This is a genomic window from Leifsonia sp. RCC_180 (genome assembly GCF_058138205.1).
The window spans coordinates 2,328,630-2,348,283 of the sequence record NZ_CP200340.1; the positions used below are offsets into that span (position 1 = coordinate 2,328,630).

The 19,654-nt window shown below is 70.5% G+C and carries 25 protein-coding genes; 12 read left to right on the plus strand and 13 right to left on the minus strand.

What is annotated here, in order from left to right; all coding sequences use genetic code 11:
- Window positions 1-46: 46 nt before the first annotated feature.
- The 3 genes from AB7E03_RS11525 to AB7E03_RS11535 all read left to right on the plus strand — a co-directional run bounded on the left by AB7E03_RS11525 (window position 47) and on the right by AB7E03_RS11535 (window position 2,265).
- Window positions 47-763: a helix-turn-helix domain-containing protein gene (locus AB7E03_RS11525; RefSeq protein ID WP_489941542.1), complete on the plus strand. Its 717-nt coding sequence runs from the start codon at window positions 47-49 to the stop codon at window positions 761-763.
- Window positions 764-878: 115 nt separating this feature from the next.
- The gene (locus tag AB7E03_RS11530; RefSeq protein ID WP_489941543.1) at window positions 879-1,700 is read left to right on the plus strand and encodes an alpha/beta fold hydrolase; all 822 of its coding nucleotides are present in this window, start codon (window positions 879-881) and stop codon (window positions 1,698-1,700) included.
- A 1-nt stretch (window position 1,701) separates the two neighbouring features.
- Window positions 1,702-2,265 carry a dihydrofolate reductase family protein gene (locus AB7E03_RS11535; protein WP_489941544.1) on the plus strand — a complete coding sequence of 188 codons (564 nt, stop codon included), beginning with the start codon at window positions 1,702-1,704 and terminating at the stop codon, window positions 2,263-2,265.
- A 33-nt stretch (window positions 2,266-2,298) separates the two neighbouring features.
- Here the strand turns inward: AB7E03_RS11535 and AB7E03_RS11540 are convergent, their stop codons facing one another.
- Window positions 2,299-3,297, minus strand: coding sequence for a LacI family DNA-binding transcriptional regulator (locus AB7E03_RS11540; protein ID WP_489941545.1), 999 nt, complete (start codon window positions 3,295-3,297; stop codon window positions 2,299-2,301).
- A gap of 72 nt (window positions 3,298-3,369) precedes the next feature.
- Between AB7E03_RS11540 and AB7E03_RS11545 the strand changes: the two genes are divergently transcribed.
- The gene (locus AB7E03_RS11545) at window positions 3,370-4,107 is read left to right on the plus strand and encodes an SDR family oxidoreductase (RefSeq protein ID WP_489941546.1); all 738 of its coding nucleotides are present in this window, start codon (window positions 3,370-3,372) and stop codon (window positions 4,105-4,107) included.
- 33 nt (window positions 4,108-4,140) lie between these two features.
- Here the strand turns inward: AB7E03_RS11545 and AB7E03_RS11550 are convergent, their stop codons facing one another.
- Window positions 4,141-4,263, minus strand: a complete 123-nt coding sequence (locus AB7E03_RS11550) for a hypothetical protein (protein ID WP_441780699.1) — start codon at window positions 4,261-4,263, stop codon at window positions 4,141-4,143.
- 268 nt (window positions 4,264-4,531) lie between these two features.
- Between AB7E03_RS11550 and AB7E03_RS11555 the strand changes: the two genes are divergently transcribed.
- On the plus strand, window positions 4,532-5,296 hold the full coding sequence (locus AB7E03_RS11555; RefSeq protein ID WP_489941547.1) for a dienelactone hydrolase family protein: 765 nt from the start codon (window positions 4,532-4,534) through the stop codon (window positions 5,294-5,296).
- 11 nt (window positions 5,297-5,307) lie between these two features.
- Here AB7E03_RS11555 and AB7E03_RS11560 read toward each other — a convergent pair whose 3' ends face one another.
- Complete coding sequence (locus tag AB7E03_RS11560) at window positions 5,308-5,457, minus strand: hypothetical protein (RefSeq protein WP_489941548.1); 150 nt, start codon at window positions 5,455-5,457, stop codon at window positions 5,308-5,310.
- A 188-nt stretch (window positions 5,458-5,645) separates the two neighbouring features.
- On the opposite strand from AB7E03_RS11560, the gene AB7E03_RS11565 reads away from it, so the two are divergent.
- Together AB7E03_RS11565 and AB7E03_RS11570 are read left to right on the plus strand one after the other, a co-directional pair.
- The gene (locus AB7E03_RS11565; RefSeq protein WP_489941549.1) at window positions 5,646-6,434 is read left to right on the plus strand and encodes an MBL fold metallo-hydrolase; all 789 of its coding nucleotides are present in this window, start codon (window positions 5,646-5,648) and stop codon (window positions 6,432-6,434) included.
- Window positions 6,431-6,793: a UBP-type zinc finger domain-containing protein gene (locus AB7E03_RS11570; RefSeq protein WP_489941550.1), complete on the plus strand. Its 363-nt coding sequence runs from the start codon at window positions 6,431-6,433 to the stop codon at window positions 6,791-6,793. Before AB7E03_RS11565 ends, AB7E03_RS11570 begins: the two co-directional genes overlap by 4 nt.
- 13 nt (window positions 6,794-6,806) lie before the next feature.
- Here AB7E03_RS11570 and AB7E03_RS11575 read toward each other — a convergent pair whose 3' ends face one another.
- Genes AB7E03_RS11575 through AB7E03_RS11595 form a run of 5 tightly spaced genes read right to left on the minus strand, consistent with a single transcriptional unit; the run spans window position 6,807 to window position 13,467 of the window.
- Window positions 6,807-8,231: an NtaA/DmoA family FMN-dependent monooxygenase gene (locus AB7E03_RS11575; RefSeq protein ID WP_489941551.1), complete on the minus strand. Its 1,425-nt coding sequence runs from the start codon at window positions 8,229-8,231 to the stop codon at window positions 6,807-6,809.
- Window positions 8,228-9,937 (minus strand): dipeptide ABC transporter ATP-binding protein, encoded by a 1,710-nt coding sequence (locus AB7E03_RS11580; protein WP_489941552.1) that lies wholly within the window; start codon window positions 9,935-9,937, stop codon window positions 8,228-8,230. Before AB7E03_RS11580 ends, AB7E03_RS11575 begins: the two co-directional genes overlap by 4 nt.
- Window positions 9,934-10,815: an ABC transporter permease gene (locus AB7E03_RS11585; RefSeq protein ID WP_489941553.1), complete on the minus strand. Its 882-nt coding sequence runs from the start codon at window positions 10,813-10,815 to the stop codon at window positions 9,934-9,936. Before AB7E03_RS11585 ends, AB7E03_RS11580 begins: the two co-directional genes overlap by 4 nt.
- Window positions 10,812-11,849, minus strand: coding sequence for an ABC transporter permease (locus AB7E03_RS11590; protein ID WP_489941554.1), 1,038 nt, complete (start codon window positions 11,847-11,849; stop codon window positions 10,812-10,814). Before AB7E03_RS11590 ends, AB7E03_RS11585 begins: the two co-directional genes overlap by 4 nt.
- Window positions 11,827-13,467 (minus strand): ABC transporter substrate-binding protein, encoded by a 1,641-nt coding sequence (locus tag AB7E03_RS11595; protein ID WP_489941555.1) that lies wholly within the window; start codon window positions 13,465-13,467, stop codon window positions 11,827-11,829. The genes AB7E03_RS11590 and AB7E03_RS11595 overlap by 23 nt, the downstream gene beginning before the upstream one ends.
- A gap of 214 nt (window positions 13,468-13,681) precedes the next feature.
- On the opposite strand from AB7E03_RS11595, the gene AB7E03_RS11600 reads away from it, so the two are divergent.
- The gene (locus AB7E03_RS11600; protein ID WP_489941556.1) at window positions 13,682-13,939 is read left to right on the plus strand and encodes a hypothetical protein; all 258 of its coding nucleotides are present in this window, start codon (window positions 13,682-13,684) and stop codon (window positions 13,937-13,939) included.
- 83 nt (window positions 13,940-14,022) lie between these two features.
- On the opposite strand, the gene AB7E03_RS11605 is transcribed toward AB7E03_RS11600, so the two are convergent.
- Both AB7E03_RS11605 and AB7E03_RS11610 read right to left on the minus strand, forming a co-directional pair.
- On the minus strand, window positions 14,023-14,211 hold the full coding sequence (locus tag AB7E03_RS11605) for a Rid family hydrolase (protein ID WP_489941557.1): 189 nt from the start codon (window positions 14,209-14,211) through the stop codon (window positions 14,023-14,025).
- Window positions 14,212-14,237: 26 nt separating this feature from the next.
- Window positions 14,238-14,645, minus strand: a complete 408-nt coding sequence (locus tag AB7E03_RS11610; RefSeq protein ID WP_489941558.1) for a hypothetical protein — start codon at window positions 14,643-14,645, stop codon at window positions 14,238-14,240.
- A gap of 85 nt (window positions 14,646-14,730) precedes the next feature.
- Between AB7E03_RS11610 and AB7E03_RS11615 the strand changes: the two genes are divergently transcribed.
- Complete coding sequence (locus AB7E03_RS11615) at window positions 14,731-15,969, plus strand: DNA polymerase domain-containing protein (protein WP_489941559.1); 1,239 nt, start codon at window positions 14,731-14,733, stop codon at window positions 15,967-15,969.
- Here the strand turns inward: AB7E03_RS11615 and AB7E03_RS11620 are convergent.
- On the minus strand, window positions 15,927-16,766 hold the full coding sequence (locus AB7E03_RS11620; RefSeq protein WP_489941560.1) for an SDR family oxidoreductase: 840 nt from the start codon (window positions 16,764-16,766) through the stop codon (window positions 15,927-15,929). The genes AB7E03_RS11615 and AB7E03_RS11620 overlap by 43 nt on opposite strands.
- The gene (locus tag AB7E03_RS11625; protein ID WP_489941561.1) at window positions 16,763-17,185 is read right to left on the minus strand and encodes a nuclear transport factor 2 family protein; all 423 of its coding nucleotides are present in this window, start codon (window positions 17,183-17,185) and stop codon (window positions 16,763-16,765) included. The genes AB7E03_RS11620 and AB7E03_RS11625 overlap by 4 nt, the downstream gene beginning before the upstream one ends.
- A gap of 56 nt (window positions 17,186-17,241) precedes the next feature.
- Between AB7E03_RS11625 and AB7E03_RS11630 the strand changes: the two genes are divergently transcribed.
- The 3 genes from AB7E03_RS11630 (at window position 17,242) to AB7E03_RS11640 (ending at window position 19,209) form a co-directional block, all read left to right on the plus strand.
- A complete protein-coding gene (locus AB7E03_RS11630) occupies window positions 17,242-17,868 on the plus strand; it encodes a TetR/AcrR family transcriptional regulator (RefSeq protein WP_489941562.1) in 627 nt (208 codons plus the stop codon).
- A gap of 95 nt (window positions 17,869-17,963) precedes the next feature.
- Entirely contained in the window at window positions 17,964-18,251 is a 288-nt protein-coding gene (locus AB7E03_RS11635) for a hypothetical protein (protein ID WP_489941563.1), read from the plus strand.
- Window positions 18,252-18,366: 115 nt separating this feature from the next.
- Window positions 18,367-19,209, plus strand: a complete 843-nt coding sequence (locus tag AB7E03_RS11640; protein WP_489941564.1) for an alpha/beta hydrolase — start codon at window positions 18,367-18,369, stop codon at window positions 19,207-19,209.
- A gap of 24 nt (window positions 19,210-19,233) precedes the next feature.
- Here the strand turns inward: AB7E03_RS11640 and AB7E03_RS11645 are convergent, their stop codons facing one another.
- Entirely contained in the window at window positions 19,234-19,599 is a 366-nt protein-coding gene (locus AB7E03_RS11645; protein WP_489941565.1) for an META domain-containing protein, read from the minus strand.
- Window positions 19,600-19,654: the final 55 nt, after the last annotated feature.

A 19,654-nucleotide genomic window follows, 5' to 3' on the forward strand; every position in this document is an offset into this window, starting at 1 on the left:
GGCATCCCTAGGCTCGGGGCGGGTGGGGAAGAGGGGGATGTGCCGAATGCCGATCGAGACGAGTCACCGCGAGTCGGATTCACCGTACGTGTCCCGTGTGTGGACCGGGCGCGTCGAGGGTGCAGCGCAGATGACGTCCATCGCCTCCTCCACCTCGGAGCTGGTGTTCTGGACGGAGGGCGGCGTCCCGCGCGTGTCCGTGCGGGGACCAGAGACAGCAGCCCAGACGGCGGACATCGTGGGCGACTCGGAGTCGTTCGGAATCACGCTCTCGCATGGCACCTGGATTCCTCCCTTGCCCGCCTCTGCGCTCACCGACACACAGTGGGACAGTCCTCGCTCCACCGGCCGCGGATTCATCCTCGGCGGGGAGGAGTTCGAGATCCCCGGTATCGACGACGCTGAGGCGCTCGTCGGCCGGCTCGTCCGCGCCGGTGTGCTCGCCCGCGACCCGATCGTCGAGGACGTCGTATGGGGCGGCATCGCCCGGGTGGGCCAGAGATCAGTCCAGCGGCGCGTGGCAGCGACCACCGGGCTCACCCAGGGCGCCATCCGCCAGATTGAACGGGCCCGGCTCGCGGCCGCACTGCTCCGAGAAGGGGTCGCCGCCCTGGACGTCGTGCATCAGTGCGGCTATTTCGACCAGCCGCATCTGGCCCGGTCACTGCAGCGGTTCATCGGACGCACGGCCACGCAGCTGCAGCGGCCGGATGGTGCGGCCGAGCCGTTGTCCCTGCTGTACAAGCCGGAGGCGCTCGCGTAGCTCGCAGGTGCGAGACGGAGTGTCGTTCCTGTACAAGCCGCGCCGCTGCCCGGGTTCCTAGTCTGCTTCCAGGCGCTCGATCCCGAGCCCTGCGAGACCTTGAGGAAGGCAGAACATGCAGCACGGAACAGTCGTCTCCGCGGACGGCACCACGATCGCCTACACGGCCTGGGGCAGCGGGGACCCGATCGTCATCATCGACGGCGCTACCGCCCACCGCGCCACCACACCGGACAATGAGGCCACGGCCGAACTCCTCGCCGACGAGTTCCTCGTCATCAACTACGACCGACGGGGCCGCGGCGAGAGCGGCGACAGCGCCCCCTACGCGAAGGAGCGCGAATTCGAGGACCTGGCCGCGATCATCGAGCAGGCCGGCGGCGGCCGCCCGGCGACGGTCTTCGGCTGGTCCTCCGGCGGCAACCTCGCCCTGAACGCCGTGAATGCCGGCGCCATCCCGGCAGCCCGGGTCGCCGTCTTCGAAGCGAACGCCCTGGTGGACGACTCCCGCCCGCCACTGCCTTCGGACTACGTCGACCGCCTCGACGCAGCGATCGCCGCCGGCCGTCCCGGCGACGCCGCCGAGATCTTCCTCACCGACGCGGTCGGGATGCCCGCGGAGTTCGTGTCCGGGATGCGGCAGAACCCGGAGGTCTGGGCGGGGCTCGAGGCGATCGCGCCGACCATCGCCTACGACGGACGACAGGTGGGCGACGCGATGTCCGGCACACCGCTGGCCGCGGACCGGTGGTCGCGGATCGAGGTCCCGGTGCTGGTGCTGTACGGCGAGAACACCTGGCCCGCCCTCGCCGGCGGGGCGAAAGCGATCGCCTCCGTGCTGCCGACCTCCACTCTGAAGGCGGTCCCCGGCGAGAACCACACCACCACCCCCGACGTGCTCGCCGCCGCGCTGCGCGCCTTCGCGAAGGAGAACTGAGATGGGAAACATCGTCGTCACCGAATTCATATCCCTCGACGGTGTGGTGGAATCACCCGGCGGAGAGGGCTTCCGGTATCCGAACTGGAGCTTCGAGGTGGACCGCGGCCCCGAGGGCGAGCGGTTCAAGGAGACGGAGTCGCTCCTGGCGGCCGCGCTGCTGCTGGGAAGGAAGACCTACGACGGCTTCGCCGCCGCCTGGCCGCAGTACGAGGGCGAGCTCGCCGACAAGTACAACACGATGCCGAAGTACGTCGTCTCCCGCACTCTCGCCGACCCCGAGTGGGAGAACACCACGGTGCTCGAGGGCGACCTCGTGGCGGGCGTGCGGAGGCTGAAGGAGCGGATCGACGGCGAAATCTCCGTGGCCGGGAGCATCCAGCTCGTACAGACTCTGCTCGCGGAGGACCTCGTGGACGAGATCCACCTCATGACGTTCCCCCTCGTCCTGGGCTACGGCCGCCGGCTCTGGGCCGACACCCCCGACAAGACGCGCTGGGCGCTCGACGAGGCGACGGTCTACGGCGACGGGGTCCTCGTCACCGTCTACCGGCGCATCCGCTGACCGCGGTTCAGCCCGTGCCGGTTGTGGTAGGCGTCAGGCCGACTCGCGCACGACCAGCACCGGCGCGACCGGCTCCTCGAACGCCAGGTCGCCGCCCTCCAGCAGCGCGATCAGGCGGGCGACGCAGCGGCGCCCGAGCTCGTCGAACTCCTGCCGCACGGTGGTCAGCGGCGGAGCAAAGAAGGCGGCCTCGGGGATGTCGTCGAAACCGACCACCGCGAGGTCGCCGGGAACCGCGCGACCGGCGCGCCTGGCCGCGTGCAGCACGCCGAGCGCCATCTGGTCGTTGGAGGCGAACACGGCAGTGATCGTCGGATCCACCAGCAGCTCGGCGCCGATCGCCGCGCCGGATGCGGCCGTCCAGTCGCCCTCACGCGAGACGACGGCGTCGGCGCCCGCCGCATCCAGCTCGGCCAGGAAACCGTCGCGGCGGGCGCGCGCCTCCGTCCAGTCGCCGGGGCCGCTCAGGTGGGCGATGCGCCGGTGGCCGGTGTCGAGCAGGTGGCGGGCGGCCAGCCGGGCGCCGAGCACCTGATCCACGAAGACGCCCTCGTCCCCGGCTGCGCCCGCGCCGTGAAGCGTCACCGACGGCACGGACAGCGAGAACTGCGCCATGGCGTCCTGCACCCGCTGCTGGGGAGCGATCACCACCACGCCCTCGACCGCCTGCGCCCGCAAGTGGTCGAGAGCCGCTTTGACGTCGGCGGGCTCCAGGGAGGCGGCGTGCGCGACCGTCACCGTGTACCCGGCGTCGCGACCGGCGTTCTCGACAGCGTCGATGCTGGAGGCCGGGCCGAACAGAGAGGATGCGGAGGCAGCCAGCACCCCGATGGTCCGCGAGCGCGCCGTCGTCAGCATCCGGGCGGCGCGGTTCGGCCGGAAGTCGAGGTCCGCCATCGCCGCGAGCACCCGCGCCCGCGTCTCGGCGCGGATGCTCGGATGGTCGTTGAGCACTCGCGAGACGGTCTGTCGCGAGACGCCGGCGGCGGCCGCGACCTCCCGCACGCCGGGCGGGCGCCCGCCCTCGCTCACGTCCACACCTCCGGCACATCCACACCCTAGGGGAGCGGCGATGCCAGGGCGAACCGCCGTAGGGTCGAAGGCATGGCTGACACGGATGCATCCCCGACCCCCGAGAACACTGTTGCGCACACGGACCGGCCGGTCGCCCTGGTCACCGGCGCCACTCGCGGGATCGGACGGGCGATCGCCGTCGAACTCGGTCGCACGCACCACATCCTGGTCGGCGGACGGGATGCGGATGCCGTGGATGCGGTCGTCGCCGACCTCCCGTCGGCCGAGGCATACACGGCAGACCTGGTCGCCGACCTCAGCGGCGCGTCCCTGCCGGCCCTGCCCGGGCGACTGGATGTGGTGGTCCACTCGGCGGGCGTCGAGGACGGCGGAACCGTAGAAGATACGGACGCGGAGACCTGGCGTCGCGTCTTCGAGGTGAACGTGTTCGCCGTCGCCGCGCTCACCCGGCACGCGCTGCCCGCACTCCGGGCGGCGGGCGGGCTCGTGGTCGCGATCAACAGCGGGTCCGGGTTCGCCAGCGGCGCCGGCGGAGGGGTCTACGCGGGGTCGAAGTTCGCCCTGCGCGCGCTCACGGACGCCCTCCGCGAGGAGGAGCGGCCGCACGGGGTGCGCGTGAGCAGTATCCACCCGGGCCGGGTCGACACCGACATGCAGCGCGCACTCGTCGCCCGGGAAGGGCTCGCGTACGACGCGACGTACACGATCACTCCCGAGATGGTGGCGGCCACCGTCCGGACGGCCGTCGATCTTCCGCCCGCGGGGACCGTCGAGTCGCTCAGCGTCCGGCCGTTCCACCGCCGCTGAGCGACCCGACGTCGCGGTTGGCCGCGGGTGCGGCTACTTGTGCTCGTCCGGTCCGCCGCCCGAGACGGTGTCCTCACCGGGTTCGGGCTCGCTGCCGTCGGATCCGGAGCCGTCGGGCAGCTCGTCCGCGTCAGGCCTGTCCTTCTCGTCGCTCATGGCGTCATCCTTCCGTTGATGGCTTCCGTTCTGGTCGGTCCCGGCGACGGTACGCCGTCGCGCCCGCGAGGTCCATGTCTCCGCGCGGCGCACTCGAACTGCGCTGACGACGCAGCGCCCGGCCTGCTACTCTGTCCGACGAACCGTACGGAAGACAGAGGAGGTGGTACCCGTGAACGAATCCACGTGGGCGCCCCTTCTCGGGGTCACGGTCGGGCGATAGGTCGTCCGGGGGCGCTCTGACAGAGCACTCCCGAAAGGCACGACCATGCACTTCACTTCAGAAACACTCCTCGACGACGGTGTCGTCGAACGCGAATTCACCCTCGGCGAGATTCCCGGCATCCTCTGGACGCCCGGATCCGCCTCCGCCTCCGCTCCGGCCCCGCTGATCCTGATGGGTCATCCCGGCGGGCTGCAGTACATGCGATCCCGGCTGACGGGCCGCGCGCTGCGCTCCGCCGCCGACGGCTTCGCCACGGCCACGATCGAACTGCCCGGCAGCGGTGATCGGGCCCCCTCGGCGCAAGCCGAGGAGGCCCGCGCCGACCTGCGCCGCACGATCACGGCAGGCGAGCCGGTGGACGACGAGCTCGTCGACCGGCTGGTCCTCCCACTGGTCGAGGCGTCCGTCCCCGAATGGCAGGCTCTTGTCGACGCGCTGCTGGCGCTTCCGGACATCGACGGCCCTGTCGGCTTCTCCGGCGGTTTCATCTCCATCGGGATCCGGCTCGCGACGGTCGAACCGCGAATCGCGGCAGCCGGGCTCTTCGCCGGCAGCTACGTCCCCCGGCGGATGTTCGAGGAGGCGCGCCGGGTCAGCATCCCGCTCCACGCCCTCCTGCAATGGGATGACGAGGGCAACGACCGTCAGGCAGCGCTCGACCTGTTCGACGCGTTCGGCTCGCAGGAGAAGACCCTGCAGGCGAACCTCGGCGGGCACACCGGTGTCCCGGCGTTCGCCGGCGAGGATGCAGCGCGGTTCTTCACGCGGCACCTGAGCCGCGCGGCGGTTGCGGCCGGGAACGGGTAGGACGCGAACCGCTAGGAGAGCAGCGCCAGCAGCCCGGCCGCCAGCAGGGGAACACCGATGAGGATGGCGGTCACCGTCGCGAAGCGGCGTGCCCAGACGTCGAGCGGGTTGTCGCGGGCGGTGTCGTCTCCGGAGAAGAGGAGGTGGCGGTCGGCGGTCATGGTGGGCTCCTGGCTTACGTGGATGACGTGAATCGAGCATCCGCCCGCGCGCGGGTTCGAGGGAGGGATTGACACCCTCCCTCGAACCGCATCCGGAGGGGACGCGCCGTGGTCCTGGGCCGCCGGGATCGGCTAGCGTTTCGTTCGGGAGCGGCCGGTGCGTCGTGCCCTTCGCCGAAGGAGAACCCATGAGCGTCCGCGTCGAACTGATCGGCGGCCCGACCGCGCTGATCGAACTCGGCGGCCTCCGCATCCTCACCGACCCAACCTTCGACCCGCCCGGCGACCATGCGTCCGGTCAGCGGGTGCTCGTGAAGACGGCCGGGCCGAGCCGTTCGCCCGAGGAGGTCGGGCCGGTCGATCTGGTGCTGCTTTCGCACGACCAGCATCCCGACAACCTCGACGACCGCGGGCGGGCGTTCGTTCGGGATGCGCCCCTCACCGTCAGCACCACGGCGGCAGCGGAGCGGGTGGAGGGCGAAGTGCGCGGCCTCGGGCCCTGGACGCACCTGACCGTGCCCCGGCCGGACGGCTCGGAGTTGCGGGTCCACGCCGTCCCCGCGCAGCACGGCCCGGACGGCATGGACGCCTCCTCGGGTCCGGTGCTCGGGTTCGTGCTCGCCGGCGACGGCCTGCCGACCGTGTACGTCAGCGGCGACAACGCGTCCCTGCGCGTCGTCGAGGAGGTCGTGGAGAACCTCGGGCCGATCGACATCGCCCTGCTGTTCGCCGGCGCTGCCCGGACGGCACGGCTCGACGCGTTCCTCACGCTGACCGCCGACAAGGCGGCGCGGGCGGCCGCCCTCCTCGGCGGCGCGGTCATCGTCCCGGTCCACTGCGAGGGCTGGGCGCACTTCACGCAAGGGCAGGACGAGGCCAGGGCGGCGTTCGCGGCGCATGGGCTGACCGACCGGCTCAGGATGCTGCAGCCCGGCGAATCCGCCGAGCTGCACGAATCGGAAGGACACCGGGAATGAGCGACCACGGCAACAGCGGCATCGACACGAGTGTGCCGCCGTCAGGCACGGGCTGCCTCGAATGCGGTGAGACCGGCAGCTGGTGGGTACACCTGAGGCGGTGCACCGAATGCGGGCACGTCGGCTGCTGCGACGACTCCCTCAACACGCACGCCAGCAAGCACGCCGAGGCGACCGGCCACCCGATCATCCGCAGCTTCGAGCCGGGCGAGGCGTGGTTCTGGAACTATCGCACCCAGACCTTCACCAACGGCCCCGAGCTCGCGCCGCCGCTGGCCCACCCGGTCGACCAGACCGTACCAGGGCCCGCCGAGCGGGTGCCGGACGACTGGCGCGAGCAGCTCGCCGCCCGGCGCTGACGCGCGAAATCGGTCAGAAGGACCCGGCGTGGGCGAACTGCAGCTGCAGGGGCTCGACGGGCACGTCGAGGTTCGCCCCGCCGCGGTAGCGCGTCCCGATGTGCTGCTCGGGGAGGCGGCTGCGGCCCTCTCCGAAGAGCCGCTCCCGCAGGGTGCCGAATCGGGCGCCCTCCTCGGGCAGTCGGCCGCGGCGCCGCAGCTCCGGGACGACGAGCTCGGCGAAGTCGCGGGCCGTGTCGAAGGAGTGGTACTGGCGCAGGTTGATGCCGTCGAGCCCGTCCTCGTCGAGCCAGCGCTCGATCGCGTCGGCGACCGTCTTCGGATCCCCGACCACCAGGAACCGCTCGTCGCGGCCGACTTTGATGAAGTCGAGCGCCTGACCGACCGTCGTGTCGAGCGGCAGGTAGGGCACCTTCGAGGCGGGGAAGTCGGCCCGGGCGAGCGCCTCGCGCACGGTGATGTCGCGCGGGAAGGCGGTCAGGTCGATCGGCAGGCTGCTGTGCGCCAGGATGCCGTCGAGGCTCGACCGCTCGCGGTAGAGCCGCCACTTGTCCTCCGCCTCCTCCTGCGTGCGGCCGACGATCACGCCGGCCATCGCGATGAAGCGGATGTCGTCGCGCTGCCGGTCGTGGCGCTCGGCCGCATCCCGCATCCCATCGGCGTTGCTGCGGAACTCCTCGCTCGTGCGGCCCCCGGTGAAGACGACCTCGGCGTGCCGGCCGGCGAACTCGATGCCCGCGGGTGACCCGGTCGCCTGGAACAGGGTGGGCGTGCGCTGCAGCGACGGGTGGACGATGTGCGGACCTGCGACGCGGAACCGCTCGCCGACGTGATTGATGTACCGCACCTTCGACGGGTCGGTGAACACCCCGGCTTCACGGTCGGCGATCACCGCGTCGTCGTCCCACGAGCCCTCCCACAGCTTGTAGAGCACGTCGAGGTATTCGTCCGCGTAGCGGTAGCGCTCGTCGTGCGGGATTTCGCCATCGAGCCCGAAGTTGCGGGCGGCGTTCGGGAGGTACGACGTGACGATGTTCCAGCCGATGCGCCCCTTGGTGAGGTGGTCGAGCGTCGACATCCGCCGGGCGAACGCGAACGGCGGCTCGTAGGTCGTGGAGAAGGTGACGCCGAAGCCGAGGCGCTCCGTGACCGCGGCCATCGCGGGGACGAGCAGCAGCGGATCGAGGTTCGGGCTCTGAAGGCCCTCGCGCAGCGCGGTCTCGGGGCCGCCGCGGAACACGTCGTACGCGCCGATCACGTCGGCGAGGAAGATCCCGTCGAACCCGCCGTGCTCGAGCAGCTGGGCGAGCTCGAGCCAGTAGCTCAGGTCATCGAACCGCTCGCGGTTGTTGCCCGGAAGCGTCCACAGGCCGTGCGTGATGTGGCTCACGCAGGCCATCTCGAACAGGTTGACGAAGAGCTGCTTGGGCTCGCTCATGCGGCGGTCTCGCTTTCGGGGGTGGTGACGGTTCTGGCGCCCTGCGGGTCGAATTCGGGGATGGCAGCGATCAGGGCACGAGTATAGGGATGCGCGGGGCGTTCGAAGACATCCTCCGGCGTCCCCTCCTCCACCACCACCCCATCCTTCATCACGAGGACACGATCGCTCAGGTGGCTGATGACGCCGAGGTCGTGCGAGATGAAGAGGTAGGCGACGCCCGACTCCCGCTGCAGGGCGGCGAGGAGGTCGAGGATCTGCGCCTGGATGGTGACATCGAGCGCTGACACCGCCTCGTCGAGGACGATGATGTCGGGACGCGGCGCGAGGGCACGGGCGATCGCGACGCGCTGCCGCTGGCCGCCGGACAGCTTCAGCGGGAACCGCGGGAGCACGGCCTCCGTGAGCCCGACCTGGCCGAGCAGCTGCAGAACGCGGGCTCGGCGGTCGTCGGCCGAGGCGAACGATTCACCGCGGAGGGCGTCGAGCAGGATGCGTTCGACGTTCCAGCGCGGATCGAACGAGCTCAGCGGATCCTGGTACACCACCGCGATGCGGCTGCGCAGGCCGCGGCGGCGGCTCTCGGCGAGCGGCGCCCACGGCTGACCGAGAAGGCGCACCTCGCCGCCGTCCACCGGCTCGAGTCCGAGCGCGAGCCGCGCGGTCGTGCTCTTGCCGGAGCCGGACTCGCCGACGATGCCGAGGGTCTCGCCCGCACGCAGCGCGAAGGAGACGCTGTCGACGGCCGTGGTCACCGTCCCGTCGGAGGTGTGGAACCGCTTCACGAGATCCGTCGCCTCCAGCACGACCTCCCCCACCGGCGGTTTGGCAGCCACAGGGTCGGCGCCCGGCGTGAGCGCATGCCCCCGGGTCGCCTCCCCTGGCACGGCCGCGATCAGCGCACGCGTGTAGTCGTGCTGCGGATCGCCGAGCACCTGAGCGGCGTCGCCCTGTTCGAGCACATCGCCGCCGCGCATGACGAGGATGTGGTCGGCCAGCCGGGCGACGACCGACAGGTCGTGGCTGATCAGGATGACGGACGCTCCGCGCTCCTTCATCCGCTCCAGCTGGTCGAGCACCTGGGCCTGCACGGTGACGTCGAGGGCGGTCGTCGGCTCGTCGGCGATCACGATGTCCGGGTCGAGGGCGATGGCGGAGGCGATCAGCGCACGCTGGCGCAGGCCGCCGGAGAGCTGGTCGGGACGCTGCTTAGCCCGCACCGCAGGGACGGGGACGCCCACCCGGGTCAGCAGGTCGAGCACCCGCTCGCGGCGGGCCTTCCGGTCGCCCCAGCCGTGCAGTCGCAGCGCCTCGTCGATCTCGCGCCCGACCGGGCGGAGCGGGTCGAGCGAGACCAGCGCATCCTGCAGCACGAAGCCGATGTCGCGGCCCCGGATGCGCTGCCACTGCCGCGGCGTGAAGCTCCGGACGTCTTCGTGGTGGATGCTCAGCTCGTCCGCTTCGACGGTCGCCGAGCGTCCGGCGAGCCCGACGAGCGAGCGGGCGGTCACCGACTTCCCCGAACCGGACTCGCCGACGATGGCGACGCACTCGCCCGGCCGCAGGTCGAAGCTGACGCCGCGGACGACGGGACGGAGAACGCCGTCCACCCGGAACGCCGTGCGCAGGTTGCGGACGCGCAGCCGCGTCACCGGCCAGTCCAGCTCGTCCACGACGTCTTCGTTCTCGCGTTCGATGATGCTCATGACCGCTCTCCCTTCTCCAGGCGGGCCTGGATGTGTCGCCCGATGGTGGTCGCGGCGAGCGCGACCGAGACGATCACCAGGCCCGGGATGACGACGAGCCACCACGCCGTCGTCAGGTACTGACGCCCCGCATCCAGCAGCGCGCCCCACTCGGAGGCGGGCGGCGCGACGCCGAGCCCGAGGAACGACAGGCTCGACGCCCACACGATCGACTGCCCGATCGACAGCGCGAACACCGCGACCAGCGGCCGCAGGGCGTTGGGGAGGATGTGTGCGCGCAGGATGCGCCAGCGCGAGTGCCCGAGGGCGGTCGCCGCCTCGACGTAGCCGGAGTCGCGCGCCCCGAGGATCTGCCCGCGGATCATACGGGCGTAGCCGGGCGCTGTGCCGATCCCGACCGCGAAGACCTGCGTCGCGGCGCTCGGGCCCGCGATGGCGATCAGGAGCAGCGCCAACAGCAGTGCCGGGAAGGCGAACATGATCTCCACGAACCGGTCGATCACGACGGCGATCGGCTTGACGCCGAGCGCGGCCAGCGTGCCCAGGATCAGCGCGAGACCGATGCTCACCGCCGCGGCGCCCAGCCCGATCGTGAGCGAGTCGCGGGCGCCCCAGACGACCCGCGTGTACAGGTCGCGGCCCGACTCGTCGGTGCCGAAGGGATGCGCGAGGCTCGGCGGCTGCAGGGCCGCCTGGTAGTCGATCGCGGTCGGGAGGTGGGTGGTGAGTACCTGCGGCGCCACGACGGCCACCAGGAGCAGCACGGCGAACGCCACCGCGAGGTAGAGGCCCCACGGGGCTCGCGCGAGACGCGTCCCGAGACCCGAGCGAGCGGGGGCGGATGCCGTGGCGGCCGGAGGAGTGCCGAGGGCGGTCATGTCAGCTCCAGGCGGGGGTCGATGACGGTGTAGACGACGTCCACGATGAGGTTGGCGGCCACATACACGACCGCCACCAGGGTGACGATCCCGGTGACCACCGGGAGGTCCTGCGAGTTCACCGCGCTGACGAGCACCGAACCGATGCCGGGGCGGGAGAAGATCGACTCGACGATCACGGCGCCGGACAGGGTCGCGCCGAGGGCCCATCCCGACAGCGTCACCGCGGGGATGACCGCGTGCCGGAGCACGTGCCGCAGCCGGACGCCCCACTCGCCCATGCCGCGCATCCGCGCCGACAGCACGAACGGCTGGTCGAGCGACCGCTCGAACTCGGTGCGGACGCTCTGTGCCATGAACCCGGCCAGCGGGATGGCCAGCGTCAGCGCGGGCAGCACGATACCGGCGGGAGAGGTTCCGCTGATGATCGGGAACCAGTGCAGCCCGAGGCCGAAGACGAGCAGCAGGATGATGCCCAGCCAGTAGGCGGGGAGGCCGGCGGTGACCACATCCACCGTCGAACCGACCCCGTTCAGCCGCGGGCCGCGTCCCGCCGTCAGGGTGACCCAGACGACCATGATCAGCCAGGCGAACGCGATCGCGACGAGCGACAGCGTGAGCGTGCTCCCCAGCTGCTCGCCGATGATCGCCGTCACCGGCCGGTACTGCTGGTACGAGGTGCCGAAGTCGCCGGAGACGAGTCCGCGCAGGTAGTCGACGTACTGCAGGATGACGGGCTTGGTCAGCCCGTACTGCTGGTTGATCTGCGCCAGCTCCTCCGGGGTGCGCGCCTGCGCCTGGCCCGCCCGGATGTTCAGGATGGTCGTCGCCCGGTCGCCGGGCAGTGCCAGCTGGGCGAAGAACGCGACCGTCGCCGCTCCCCACAGAACGACCAGCGCGGCGCCGACCTTGCGGAGGAGGGTGAAGCCGACGGCGCGGGCCCGCCGGGGCCGGATCGCGTTCTGCGCGATCGGCCCCGGAGCCGCCGGAGAACCGGGTGCGGCGGTCAGCTCACTTGACGAAGTAGGCGTCATAGAACGTCGGTCCTCCCTGCGCGTGCTCCTGCCAGACGTCCTTGAGCTTCGTCGAGACGGCGAGCGTGCTCAGCCGGTCGTAGACGCCGATCGAGAGCGCGTGCTCGGCGATGTAGTCCTGCGCCTTCTCGTAGGCCGCGTTCTGCGCCTCCACGGTCGACGCCGAGTTGCCGTCGAGGATGTACTGCTCCAGCGTCGGGTCGTTGTAGAACGCCGAGTTCGCGTAGTTGGGGTGGTCGGGCGTCGAGGGCCGCCAGTTGATGTACAGGATGCCCGCGGTGACGGCCGTCCAGTAGCCGGCGGCCAGGTCGTGCGTGTCAGGTCCGGAGTACTTGCCGGAGAAGAACTCGCTCTGCGGAACGGGCTCGAGCTTCACGTCGAAGCCCACCTTGTCCGCCTGCTCTTTGATGCCCTGCAGGATCGCGGCGCCGTCCGCGTTGATGATCGAGCCCGCGCCGTACGGCAGCGAGACGGTCAGCTTCGTGCCGCCCTTCTCGCGCACCCCTGTGCTGCCGCTGCGGGTCCATCCGGCCGCATCCAGCAGCGCATCCGCCTTCTTCAGGTCCTGGCTGTACCAGCCGGCCGCCTTCTCGCTGTAGCCGGGGGTGGCCTGGCTCACGCCGCCGTTGCCCTCGAACGGGATGACGCCCCGCCCGATGGTGTCCACGATCTGCTTGCGGTCGAGGCTGTAGGAGAACGCCTGGCGCACCTTCTCGTCGGTGAACGGACCCTGCTCGGTGTTGAATGCGATCTGCTGCGGGCGACCAGGGGTGACGTACTTCTCGAGCTGGTAGCCGCCGCTCTTCAGGGTGTTCCACTGCACTGCGGGGACGTCGTAGATCGCATCCACCTGGCCGCCCTGCAGCGCCGCGACGCGGGTGGTCGGGTCGGCCACGAACTTCCAGTCGATGGTGTCGACGTACGCGGGGCCCGAGTGCTTCGCGTTCGCGGGCGGCGACGTGTAGTTCTTGTTCTTCTTCAGGATGATGTCCTGGCCGCGGTTCCACTTGTCGACCACGAAGGCTCCGGATCCGATCGGCTGCTCGCAGTTCTGCTCCTTGGAGCGCGTCTGAAGCGCGTGCTGCGACTGGATGCCGAAGTAGCCCTGCGACAGGTTGTCGGCGAGGCGCGGGTACGGCCGGGAGAGGTCGATCTGCACGGTCGTGTCGTCGATCGCCTTGGCGTCCTTGTAGTAGCCGTCTAGCCAGACGAGGGCCGTGCTGTTGCCGCCCTTCAGCCAGTAGTCGAAGTTGTAGGCGACGGCCTCAGCGGTGAGCGGCGTGCCGTCGGTGAACTTCACGCCCTTCTTCAGGTCGAAGGTCCAGGTCAGGCCGTCGTTGGACTGCTTCCACGATGTCGCCAGCCACGGGACCACCTTGTGGTCCGCATCCAGCGAGGTCAGATTGTCGAGCACCTGGTACGAGAGGTAGGCCTGCTCGATCCAGCCGCCGAACACGCACGCCGGCTCCTGCTGGTGGGCGTAGACGATGGTGCCGCCGGTGACCTTCTGGCCGCCACCGCTCGCGGCGTCGGAGCCGCCGGCGCAGGCCGACAGGGCGAGCACGCCGGTCAGGACGACGGCTGCGGTGCCGAGTGAACGTGAAGTACGGGAACGCATGCAGACTCCTAGAGGCGTTGGGTTGCGCATCAGGATGTCCGAGACCGCAAGTGCCGTCGAGGCTGCGTGTCCTTCTGTTTCGCCGGCGTCACACGCCGTCATCCGCGCTTCCCCGCTGGGCCGCGACCCGCTATGTACCCGCAGTGTCAAGCCCTGACGCCGACCGCGGGCGGGTGATTGTGTGCGTTGTGCACCACGAACAGGAGGCACGGCGATGCTGACGAGCTTCGAAGGGATACCGGTCGACCCCGCACTCGAGATCATTGCTCTGACAGACACCTCATGGCGCATCTGCGACACGACCGTCGGACCGACGGACCCGGGCGGCCTGCTCGCCTACATCGAGCGCGACCCCGAGGGGTTCGACGTGATCATGCTGCGCCCCGGCTTCACCGAGTCGGCACACACCGACTGCCTGGCGGCGGCGCTGTCGCTCATCAACTCACGCCGGGCGGGTGCGCCGCGCGCCTGATCATCGGCGCCCGATCGCCGGCTGCGCTCAGGCCCGCGACGCCAGGAGCTCGATCTCTACCCGCGCGCCCAGCGGCAGGCCCGCTACCGCCACCGTTGTGCGCGCCGGAAACGGCGGGCCTGAACGTCGACCCCGCCCTCGACGAGCCGCCCGGTGCCCGGGTCGATCGGCGTCTGGCCGGACAGGTAGACCAGGCCCCCGCCCGCTGCCGCGTGCGAATACGGCCCGACCGGCTCGGGGGCGGACGGCGCGTCGAACGTTTCTGGTGGCATGCGCGCATCCTGCCGTGCGCCGCGGGTCACCGCTCCTCGCCCCGCTGGATCTTTCGCAGCCACGCAGAGACCTGCACCTCGCCCTTCCGGGGTGTGTCCAGGAAACCGTTGAGGTTCGCCTCGAACTCGGAGCCGTCGGAAAGGGAGACGCGCACCCAGGTGCCGCCCGAACATCCCGACCCGGCGTGTTCCGGGGTGCCGTCCGTGTAGGCGATGCAGACACCGTAGGGCTCCTCGCCGCGCAGCAGGTACAAGTCCCACGCTCCGGCACGGCCCTGGTAGCGCGACGTCGCCAGATCCGCGCCTTCCGCGTACTGCGCGACCGCATCCGGCAGCCGGTCTTCGGTCGCCTGCTTCCCGTCGAACGGTGACGGCTGGTTCACGCACCCGGACAACGCCACAGCAGCCACCACCGCGATCGCACTCGCGAACATCCACCGCCGCATCGCGCACCCCCCGACCGCACGCTAGCAGGGTCGGCCCTGGCCGAGCGGGCGGACCGCGGTTAGCGTGGCGGGCATGAGCCCGTCGTCGAAGTCCGAGACGTTCCTGGAGGTTGCGGGCCAGGAGGTGCGGATCTCCAGCCCCGAGAAGGTGGTCTTCCGCGAACCCGGCCTGACCAAGCTCGACCTCGCGCGGTACTACCTGGCCGTGGCCGATGGCGCGCTCCGGGGCGCGGGAGGCCGACCTATGGTGCTGAAGCGCTTCGTGAAGGGGCTGGCGCAGGAGCCGTTCTTCCAGAAGCGAGTGCCCGAGGGCCATCCGCCGTACATCGACACCGCGACCCTGCACTATGCCAGGGGCACCTCGGCTGAGGAGGCGGTGATCCGAGATGCTGCAGGCCTGGCTTGGGTCTCCAACCTCGGCTGCCTCGACCTGAACCCGCACGCCGTCCGGGCGGAGGACCTGGACCATCCCGACGAGCTCCGTGTCGACCTCGACCCCATGCCGGGCGTCGACTGGTCGCAGATCGTGGATGTCGCCTTCGTCGCCCGCGAGGTGCTCGACGACAACGGCCTGGTCGGCTGGCCGAAGACGAGCGGATCGCGCGGCCTGCACATCCTGGTGCGCATCTCGCCCCAGTGGAGTTTCGCCGACGTGCGCCTCGCCGCCGAGACTCTCGCGCGGGAGGTCGAGAACCGTGCGCCGGGACTGGCAACCGCCCGCTGGTGGAAGGAGGAGCGCGGCGAGAGCGTCTTCGTCGACTTCAACCAGAACGCCAAGGATCGCACGGTCGCCTCCGCCTACTCCATCCGTCCCCTTCCCGACGCCCGTGTCTCCACGCCCCTCGACTGGGACGAGGTGCGTTCGCGTCGCCCCGAGGAGTTCACGGTTCCGACCGTGCTGACCCGCTTCGCGGAACGCGGCGACCCGCACGAGGGCATCGACGACGCCGTCGGCTCCCTCGACGGGCTGCTTGCGCTGGCCCGCGAGCTGGGGCCTGCCGAGAAGCCCCCGCGCGGCGGCGACGGCGACGGCCGCCGCGTCTCGCAGATGCCGCTCATCGAGGTCGCCCGCACGAAGACGAAGCCAGAAGCGGTGGAAGCGCTCGAGCAGTGGAAGGCGGCGCATCCGGCGGCGGCTCGCGAGCTGCACCCCGCGGACGAACTGGTCGACGGGATGCGCGGCTCCAGCTCGCTCTGGTACCGCGTCCGCATCAACCTGCAGCACATCCCGGAACCCGACCGGCCGGAGCAGGAACCGCTGATCGCCGACTACGACCCGTGGGCCGGACGGGACTGGGCGGGACGGGGCTGAGAGACCGCCGGAACGCCCGTGTCCATCGCGAGAGCGGCCCGGTTCTGCCGGGCGAACGCCGGACTCACCGGCCTCGCGACGACAGAGAGCACGCGCAAGGCAGGCCGCGGCACGTGACGCAGCCGACCGTGCCAGCCACGGGCCGCCTGGAGCTCGTGCGCCAACTCGATCATGGTGATCGGCGCGCCGGGCACCTCGATCAGGCGGCCGCGGGCCGACGGGTCGTCGATGGCGGCGACGACGACGGCCGCGACATCGGCGACCGAGACGAAGGGGATCGGGCGGTCACCGACCCCGAAGATCAGGGGCCGTTCCCCGCTGCCTGCGGTCGCGGCCAGGATGCCGAGCCAGGTCTCGCGGTACGCGGGCGCGCGCACGATCGTCCACGGCACGCCGGCGCCGCGCAGGTGCTGCTCGGCGGCGTACTTCGCCCGGAACAGATCCACCGGGTGGGTCGGGGATGCGCCGGACACCGACATCAGCACGACGTCCGCGCCGACCTCGGCCGCCGCGTCGATCAGGTTCCCGTTTCCGCGCTCGTCCACGTCTGCCGGTCCGGCGCCGCGTCCGCCGAGGAAGCCGTGCACCGCCGAGACGACCAACTCGGCACCGGCGACCGCCTCGCGGACGCCGTCCGGTTGTCTCACGTCGGCGGCGACGACCTCCACGGCGTCTCCGAAGAGGTCGCGTGCCCGCGCGGGGTCGCGGACGAGGACGCGCACCTGACGGCCCTCGGCCACAAGATCGCCGACGAGCAGCCGGCCGAGCAGACCGCTTCCCCCGGCGACGACGATCATCGCGGACCGTCCGCATGCACCTGGGCCCGGACGGCGTCAGCGACACCGGTTCCGTCGTCCTCGACCGGTTCCAGGTAGAACCGCGCCCAGGCGGCGCGGTCGCCGTCCAGCCCGAAGACGATCACTCCGCGCATCAGGTGCCGCGTGCCGTCGACGCGGGTGCCGCTCAGCTCCCACTCCGACCACACGTCGGCCCCGCTGACGGCGTAAGCCGTGACTCGGGAGGTGACGTCCGGGACGAAGGCGAAGATCTGCTCCCAGTTGGCACGGACACGGTCGGTCCCCTCGAACGATCGGCCGGGATGCGCGGGGGTCTCATTGCGGTACCCGGGCGCGAAGCACGCGACGAGAGCATCGAGGTCGTGATCGTCGGTCGCTTGCCGAAGCCGGTCGAGGAAGGGATGTGTCGAAGTGGACATGGTGTCCTCTATTTCATTACACTTCACTGTATCTATTAATGAGTATGGAGCGTGCAGTGGCAGCCGTCAAGAGGAACTACGACGCATCCGGCCGCCGAGCCCGTGCCGAGGAGATTCGGGAGGAGCTGGTCGAGACCGCTCGCGGGATGCTGCTCGCCGACGGGTACGCATCCCTGACCATTCCGAACGTCGCGAAGGCCTGCGGCGTCTCGGTCGAATCGGTGTACAAGCGGTTCCCCGGCAAGCCGGCCCTCGTCCGCGCGGTCGTCCAACGGGCCCTGGAGGGCATCGGTCCCATCGCTGCGGAAACGCGCTCCGACGCGCTGGACGCGGCCGACCTGGCCGCGCTGCTCCGGGGATGGGGACGGCTGACCGCCGAGGTCGCCCCCCGGGTGGCGCCCATCCTGCTGCTGCTCGAAGCCGCGGCCGGTCATGACGCGGAACTAGCGGCGCTGGCCCGCGAACTGGACCACGATCGGCGATCGCGCATGGCCACCAACGCCGCCCGCCTCGCCGACGCCGGCCAGCTGCCGACGAGCCTCGACATCGAAGCGGCCACCGACATCCTGCTGACCTACAGCTCCCCGCAGCTCTACGACCTGCTGGTGCTCCGCAGCGGCTGGGACCTGCAGAAGTACGCAGACTTCGTCTCGGTCGGGATCACCGCGCACCTCGTCGCGTAGGCTCGGCTTCGATCCTGAGGACGCGTTCGCTAGCTAGGCGTACCATCGACGGAACTGAGGAGAATCCCCACGTCGACATCACGGCAGGAACCTTCATGACCCGATACATGTTGCGGGTGAACGGCCAGCGCCCCATCCCGATCGCAGAAGAGATCGGAGAGGTGAAGGAGCGAATCGTCGCGGCCGTCCGCTCCGGGGGCGACTTCGTGAGCGTCACCTCGCCGTACGGCGATGTGGAGCTGCTAATCAGTCCAGGCCTGCCGGTCACCATCGATGCGGCACCCCAGGCCGACGACGAACTCGCCGATGCGTCGGCGGCGGGGGCGAGCGGCGCAGCGCCCGCGTTCCCTGCGTTCGACGACTTCGACGACTGGGGCATCTGAGCGCTCACGTCTGCGCCGCGCCGGACCTTGTGCCTCAGACACCCGAACCCGCAGACTTCGGCCCAGCACTGCATTCGGTCAGCTGACCGGTCGCTCAACCCGAAGGAGTCGCACCATGCCCCTGACCACCGCCGAACGTGACGAGATCGACGCCGCCAACGCTTCCGGACGCACGCCCGTGGTGTTCGTCCACGGACTGTGGCTGCTGTCGAGCAGCTGGCAGCCGTGGCGTGCCCTCTTCGAAGAGCAGGGCTATGCGACCCTGGCGCCCGGCTGGCCCGACGATCCCGAGACGGTGGAGCAGGCCAAAGCGGATCCGGATGCCTTCGCCGGCAAGATGGTGCGCCAGGTGACCGACTACTACGCGGAGGCGATCGACGCGCTCGACCAGGCACCCGTGGTGATCGGGCACAGCTTCGGCGGCCTCATCGCCCAGAAGCTCGCCGGGGAGGCGAAGAACGCGGTGACGGTCGCCATCGACCCCGCTCAGTTCAAGGGCGTGACGGCGTTGCCCGCGACAGCTCTCAAGGCCGCGGCGCCCGCACTGCTGACCTTCACCCACGCCAAGCACGGCGTCACCCTGACCTACGAGCAGTTCGCCTACGGCTGGACCAACGCGCTGCCGGAGGAGGAGGGCCGGGCCCTCTACGAGAAGTACCACGTCCCGGCCTCCGGGGTGCCGATCTTCCAGGCGGCCACCGCCAACTTCAACCCGTTCGCCGAGACCAAGGTGATCACCGACAATCACGACCGGGGGCCGCTGCTGCTGATCGCGGGGGCGGACGACCACACGGTTCCGCAGGCTGTCGTCGAGAACGAGTACCGCATCCAATTGAAGAACCCGGGCGTCACCGAACTTGTGGTCATCCCGAACCGCGGCCATTCGCTGATCATCGACTCGGGATGGCGGGAAGTCGCCGACGAGGCGCTGGAGTTCATCCAACGGCACGCCGGATAGGGCATCGGACGAAGAATCGGCCCCTCAGCGCTTGTCGAGGGTGCCGATCTTCGTGCCCCCGGACCGGTAGACGACGAGGGTGTCCCCGTCGACCTTGGCCGTGTCGGCCAGGTTGAGCCAGGGCGTCACACCCTCGCAGGCCTTCAGCGTTGAGGCGAACGGCCCGAACGTGAAGGTGTCTCCCGAGACGGTGCCCTTGCCCTTGAGCGGGTTGCACCCGTCGGTGCCCGAAAACGTCCCGTCCGACTCGATGGTCAGCGAAGGCTTGCCCGTGGCGACTTCACCCCAGTCACCGGTGAAGGAGGAGCCGGACGACGAGCAACCGGCCAGGAAGGTCAACGCCGTGGCGGCGGTGACGGCGAACACAACTCGAGCGAATCGCGTGGTCATGGCTGAAACCTAGCGGCTGGGACCGCTTCGCGGAATGACCCACGTGTGGCCTCCC

Coding starts and splice junctions, on each gene's coding strand:
- AB7E03_RS11525 (WP_489941542.1), top strand. CDS start 47: ATGCCGATCGAGACGAGTCACCGCGAGTCGGATTCACCGTACGTGTCC.
- AB7E03_RS11530 (WP_489941543.1), top strand. CDS start 879: ATGCAGCACGGAACAGTCGTCTCCGCGGACGGCACCACGATCGCCTAC.
- AB7E03_RS11535 (WP_489941544.1), top strand. CDS start 1,702: ATGGGAAACATCGTCGTCACCGAATTCATATCCCTCGACGGTGTGGTG.
- AB7E03_RS11545 (WP_489941546.1), top strand. CDS start 3,370: ATGGCTGACACGGATGCATCCCCGACCCCCGAGAACACTGTTGCGCAC.
- AB7E03_RS11550 (WP_441780699.1), bottom strand. CDS start 4,263: ATGAGCGACGAGAAGGACAGGCCTGACGCGGACGAGCTGCCCGACGGC.
- AB7E03_RS11555 (WP_489941547.1), top strand. CDS start 4,532: ATGCACTTCACTTCAGAAACACTCCTCGACGACGGTGTCGTCGAACGC.
- AB7E03_RS11560 (WP_489941548.1), bottom strand. CDS start 5,457: ATGACCGCCGACCGCCACCTCCTCTTCTCCGGAGACGACACCGCCCGC.
- AB7E03_RS11565 (WP_489941549.1), top strand. CDS start 5,646: ATGAGCGTCCGCGTCGAACTGATCGGCGGCCCGACCGCGCTGATCGAA.
- AB7E03_RS11570 (WP_489941550.1), top strand. CDS start 6,431: ATGAGCGACCACGGCAACAGCGGCATCGACACGAGTGTGCCGCCGTCA.
- AB7E03_RS11575 (WP_489941551.1), bottom strand. CDS start 8,231: ATGAGCGAGCCCAAGCAGCTCTTCGTCAACCTGTTCGAGATGGCCTGC.
- AB7E03_RS11580 (WP_489941552.1), bottom strand. CDS start 9,937: ATGAGCATCATCGAACGCGAGAACGAAGACGTCGTGGACGAGCTGGAC.
- AB7E03_RS11585 (WP_489941553.1), bottom strand. CDS start 10,815: ATGACCGCCCTCGGCACTCCTCCGGCCGCCACGGCATCCGCCCCCGCT.
- AB7E03_RS11590 (WP_489941554.1), bottom strand. CDS start 11,849: ATGACGCCTACTTCGTCAAGTGAGCTGACCGCCGCACCCGGTTCTCCG.
- AB7E03_RS11595 (WP_489941555.1), bottom strand. CDS start 13,467: ATGCGTTCCCGTACTTCACGTTCACTCGGCACCGCAGCCGTCGTCCTG.
- AB7E03_RS11600 (WP_489941556.1), top strand. CDS start 13,682: ATGCTGACGAGCTTCGAAGGGATACCGGTCGACCCCGCACTCGAGATC.
- AB7E03_RS11605 (WP_489941557.1), bottom strand. CDS start 14,211: ATGCCACCAGAAACGTTCGACGCGCCGTCCGCCCCCGAGCCGGTCGGG.
- AB7E03_RS11610 (WP_489941558.1), bottom strand. CDS start 14,645: ATGTTCGCGAGTGCGATCGCGGTGGTGGCTGCTGTGGCGTTGTCCGGG.
- AB7E03_RS11615 (WP_489941559.1), top strand. CDS start 14,731: ATGAGCCCGTCGTCGAAGTCCGAGACGTTCCTGGAGGTTGCGGGCCAG.
- AB7E03_RS11620 (WP_489941560.1), bottom strand. CDS start 16,766: ATGATCGTCGTCGCCGGGGGAAGCGGTCTGCTCGGCCGGCTGCTCGTC.
- AB7E03_RS11625 (WP_489941561.1), bottom strand. CDS start 17,185: ATGTCCACTTCGACACATCCCTTCCTCGACCGGCTTCGGCAAGCGACC.
- AB7E03_RS11635 (WP_489941563.1), top strand. CDS start 17,964: ATGACCCGATACATGTTGCGGGTGAACGGCCAGCGCCCCATCCCGATC.
- AB7E03_RS11640 (WP_489941564.1), top strand. CDS start 18,367: ATGCCCCTGACCACCGCCGAACGTGACGAGATCGACGCCGCCAACGCT.
- AB7E03_RS11645 (WP_489941565.1), bottom strand. CDS start 19,599: ATGACCACGCGATTCGCTCGAGTTGTGTTCGCCGTCACCGCCGCCACG.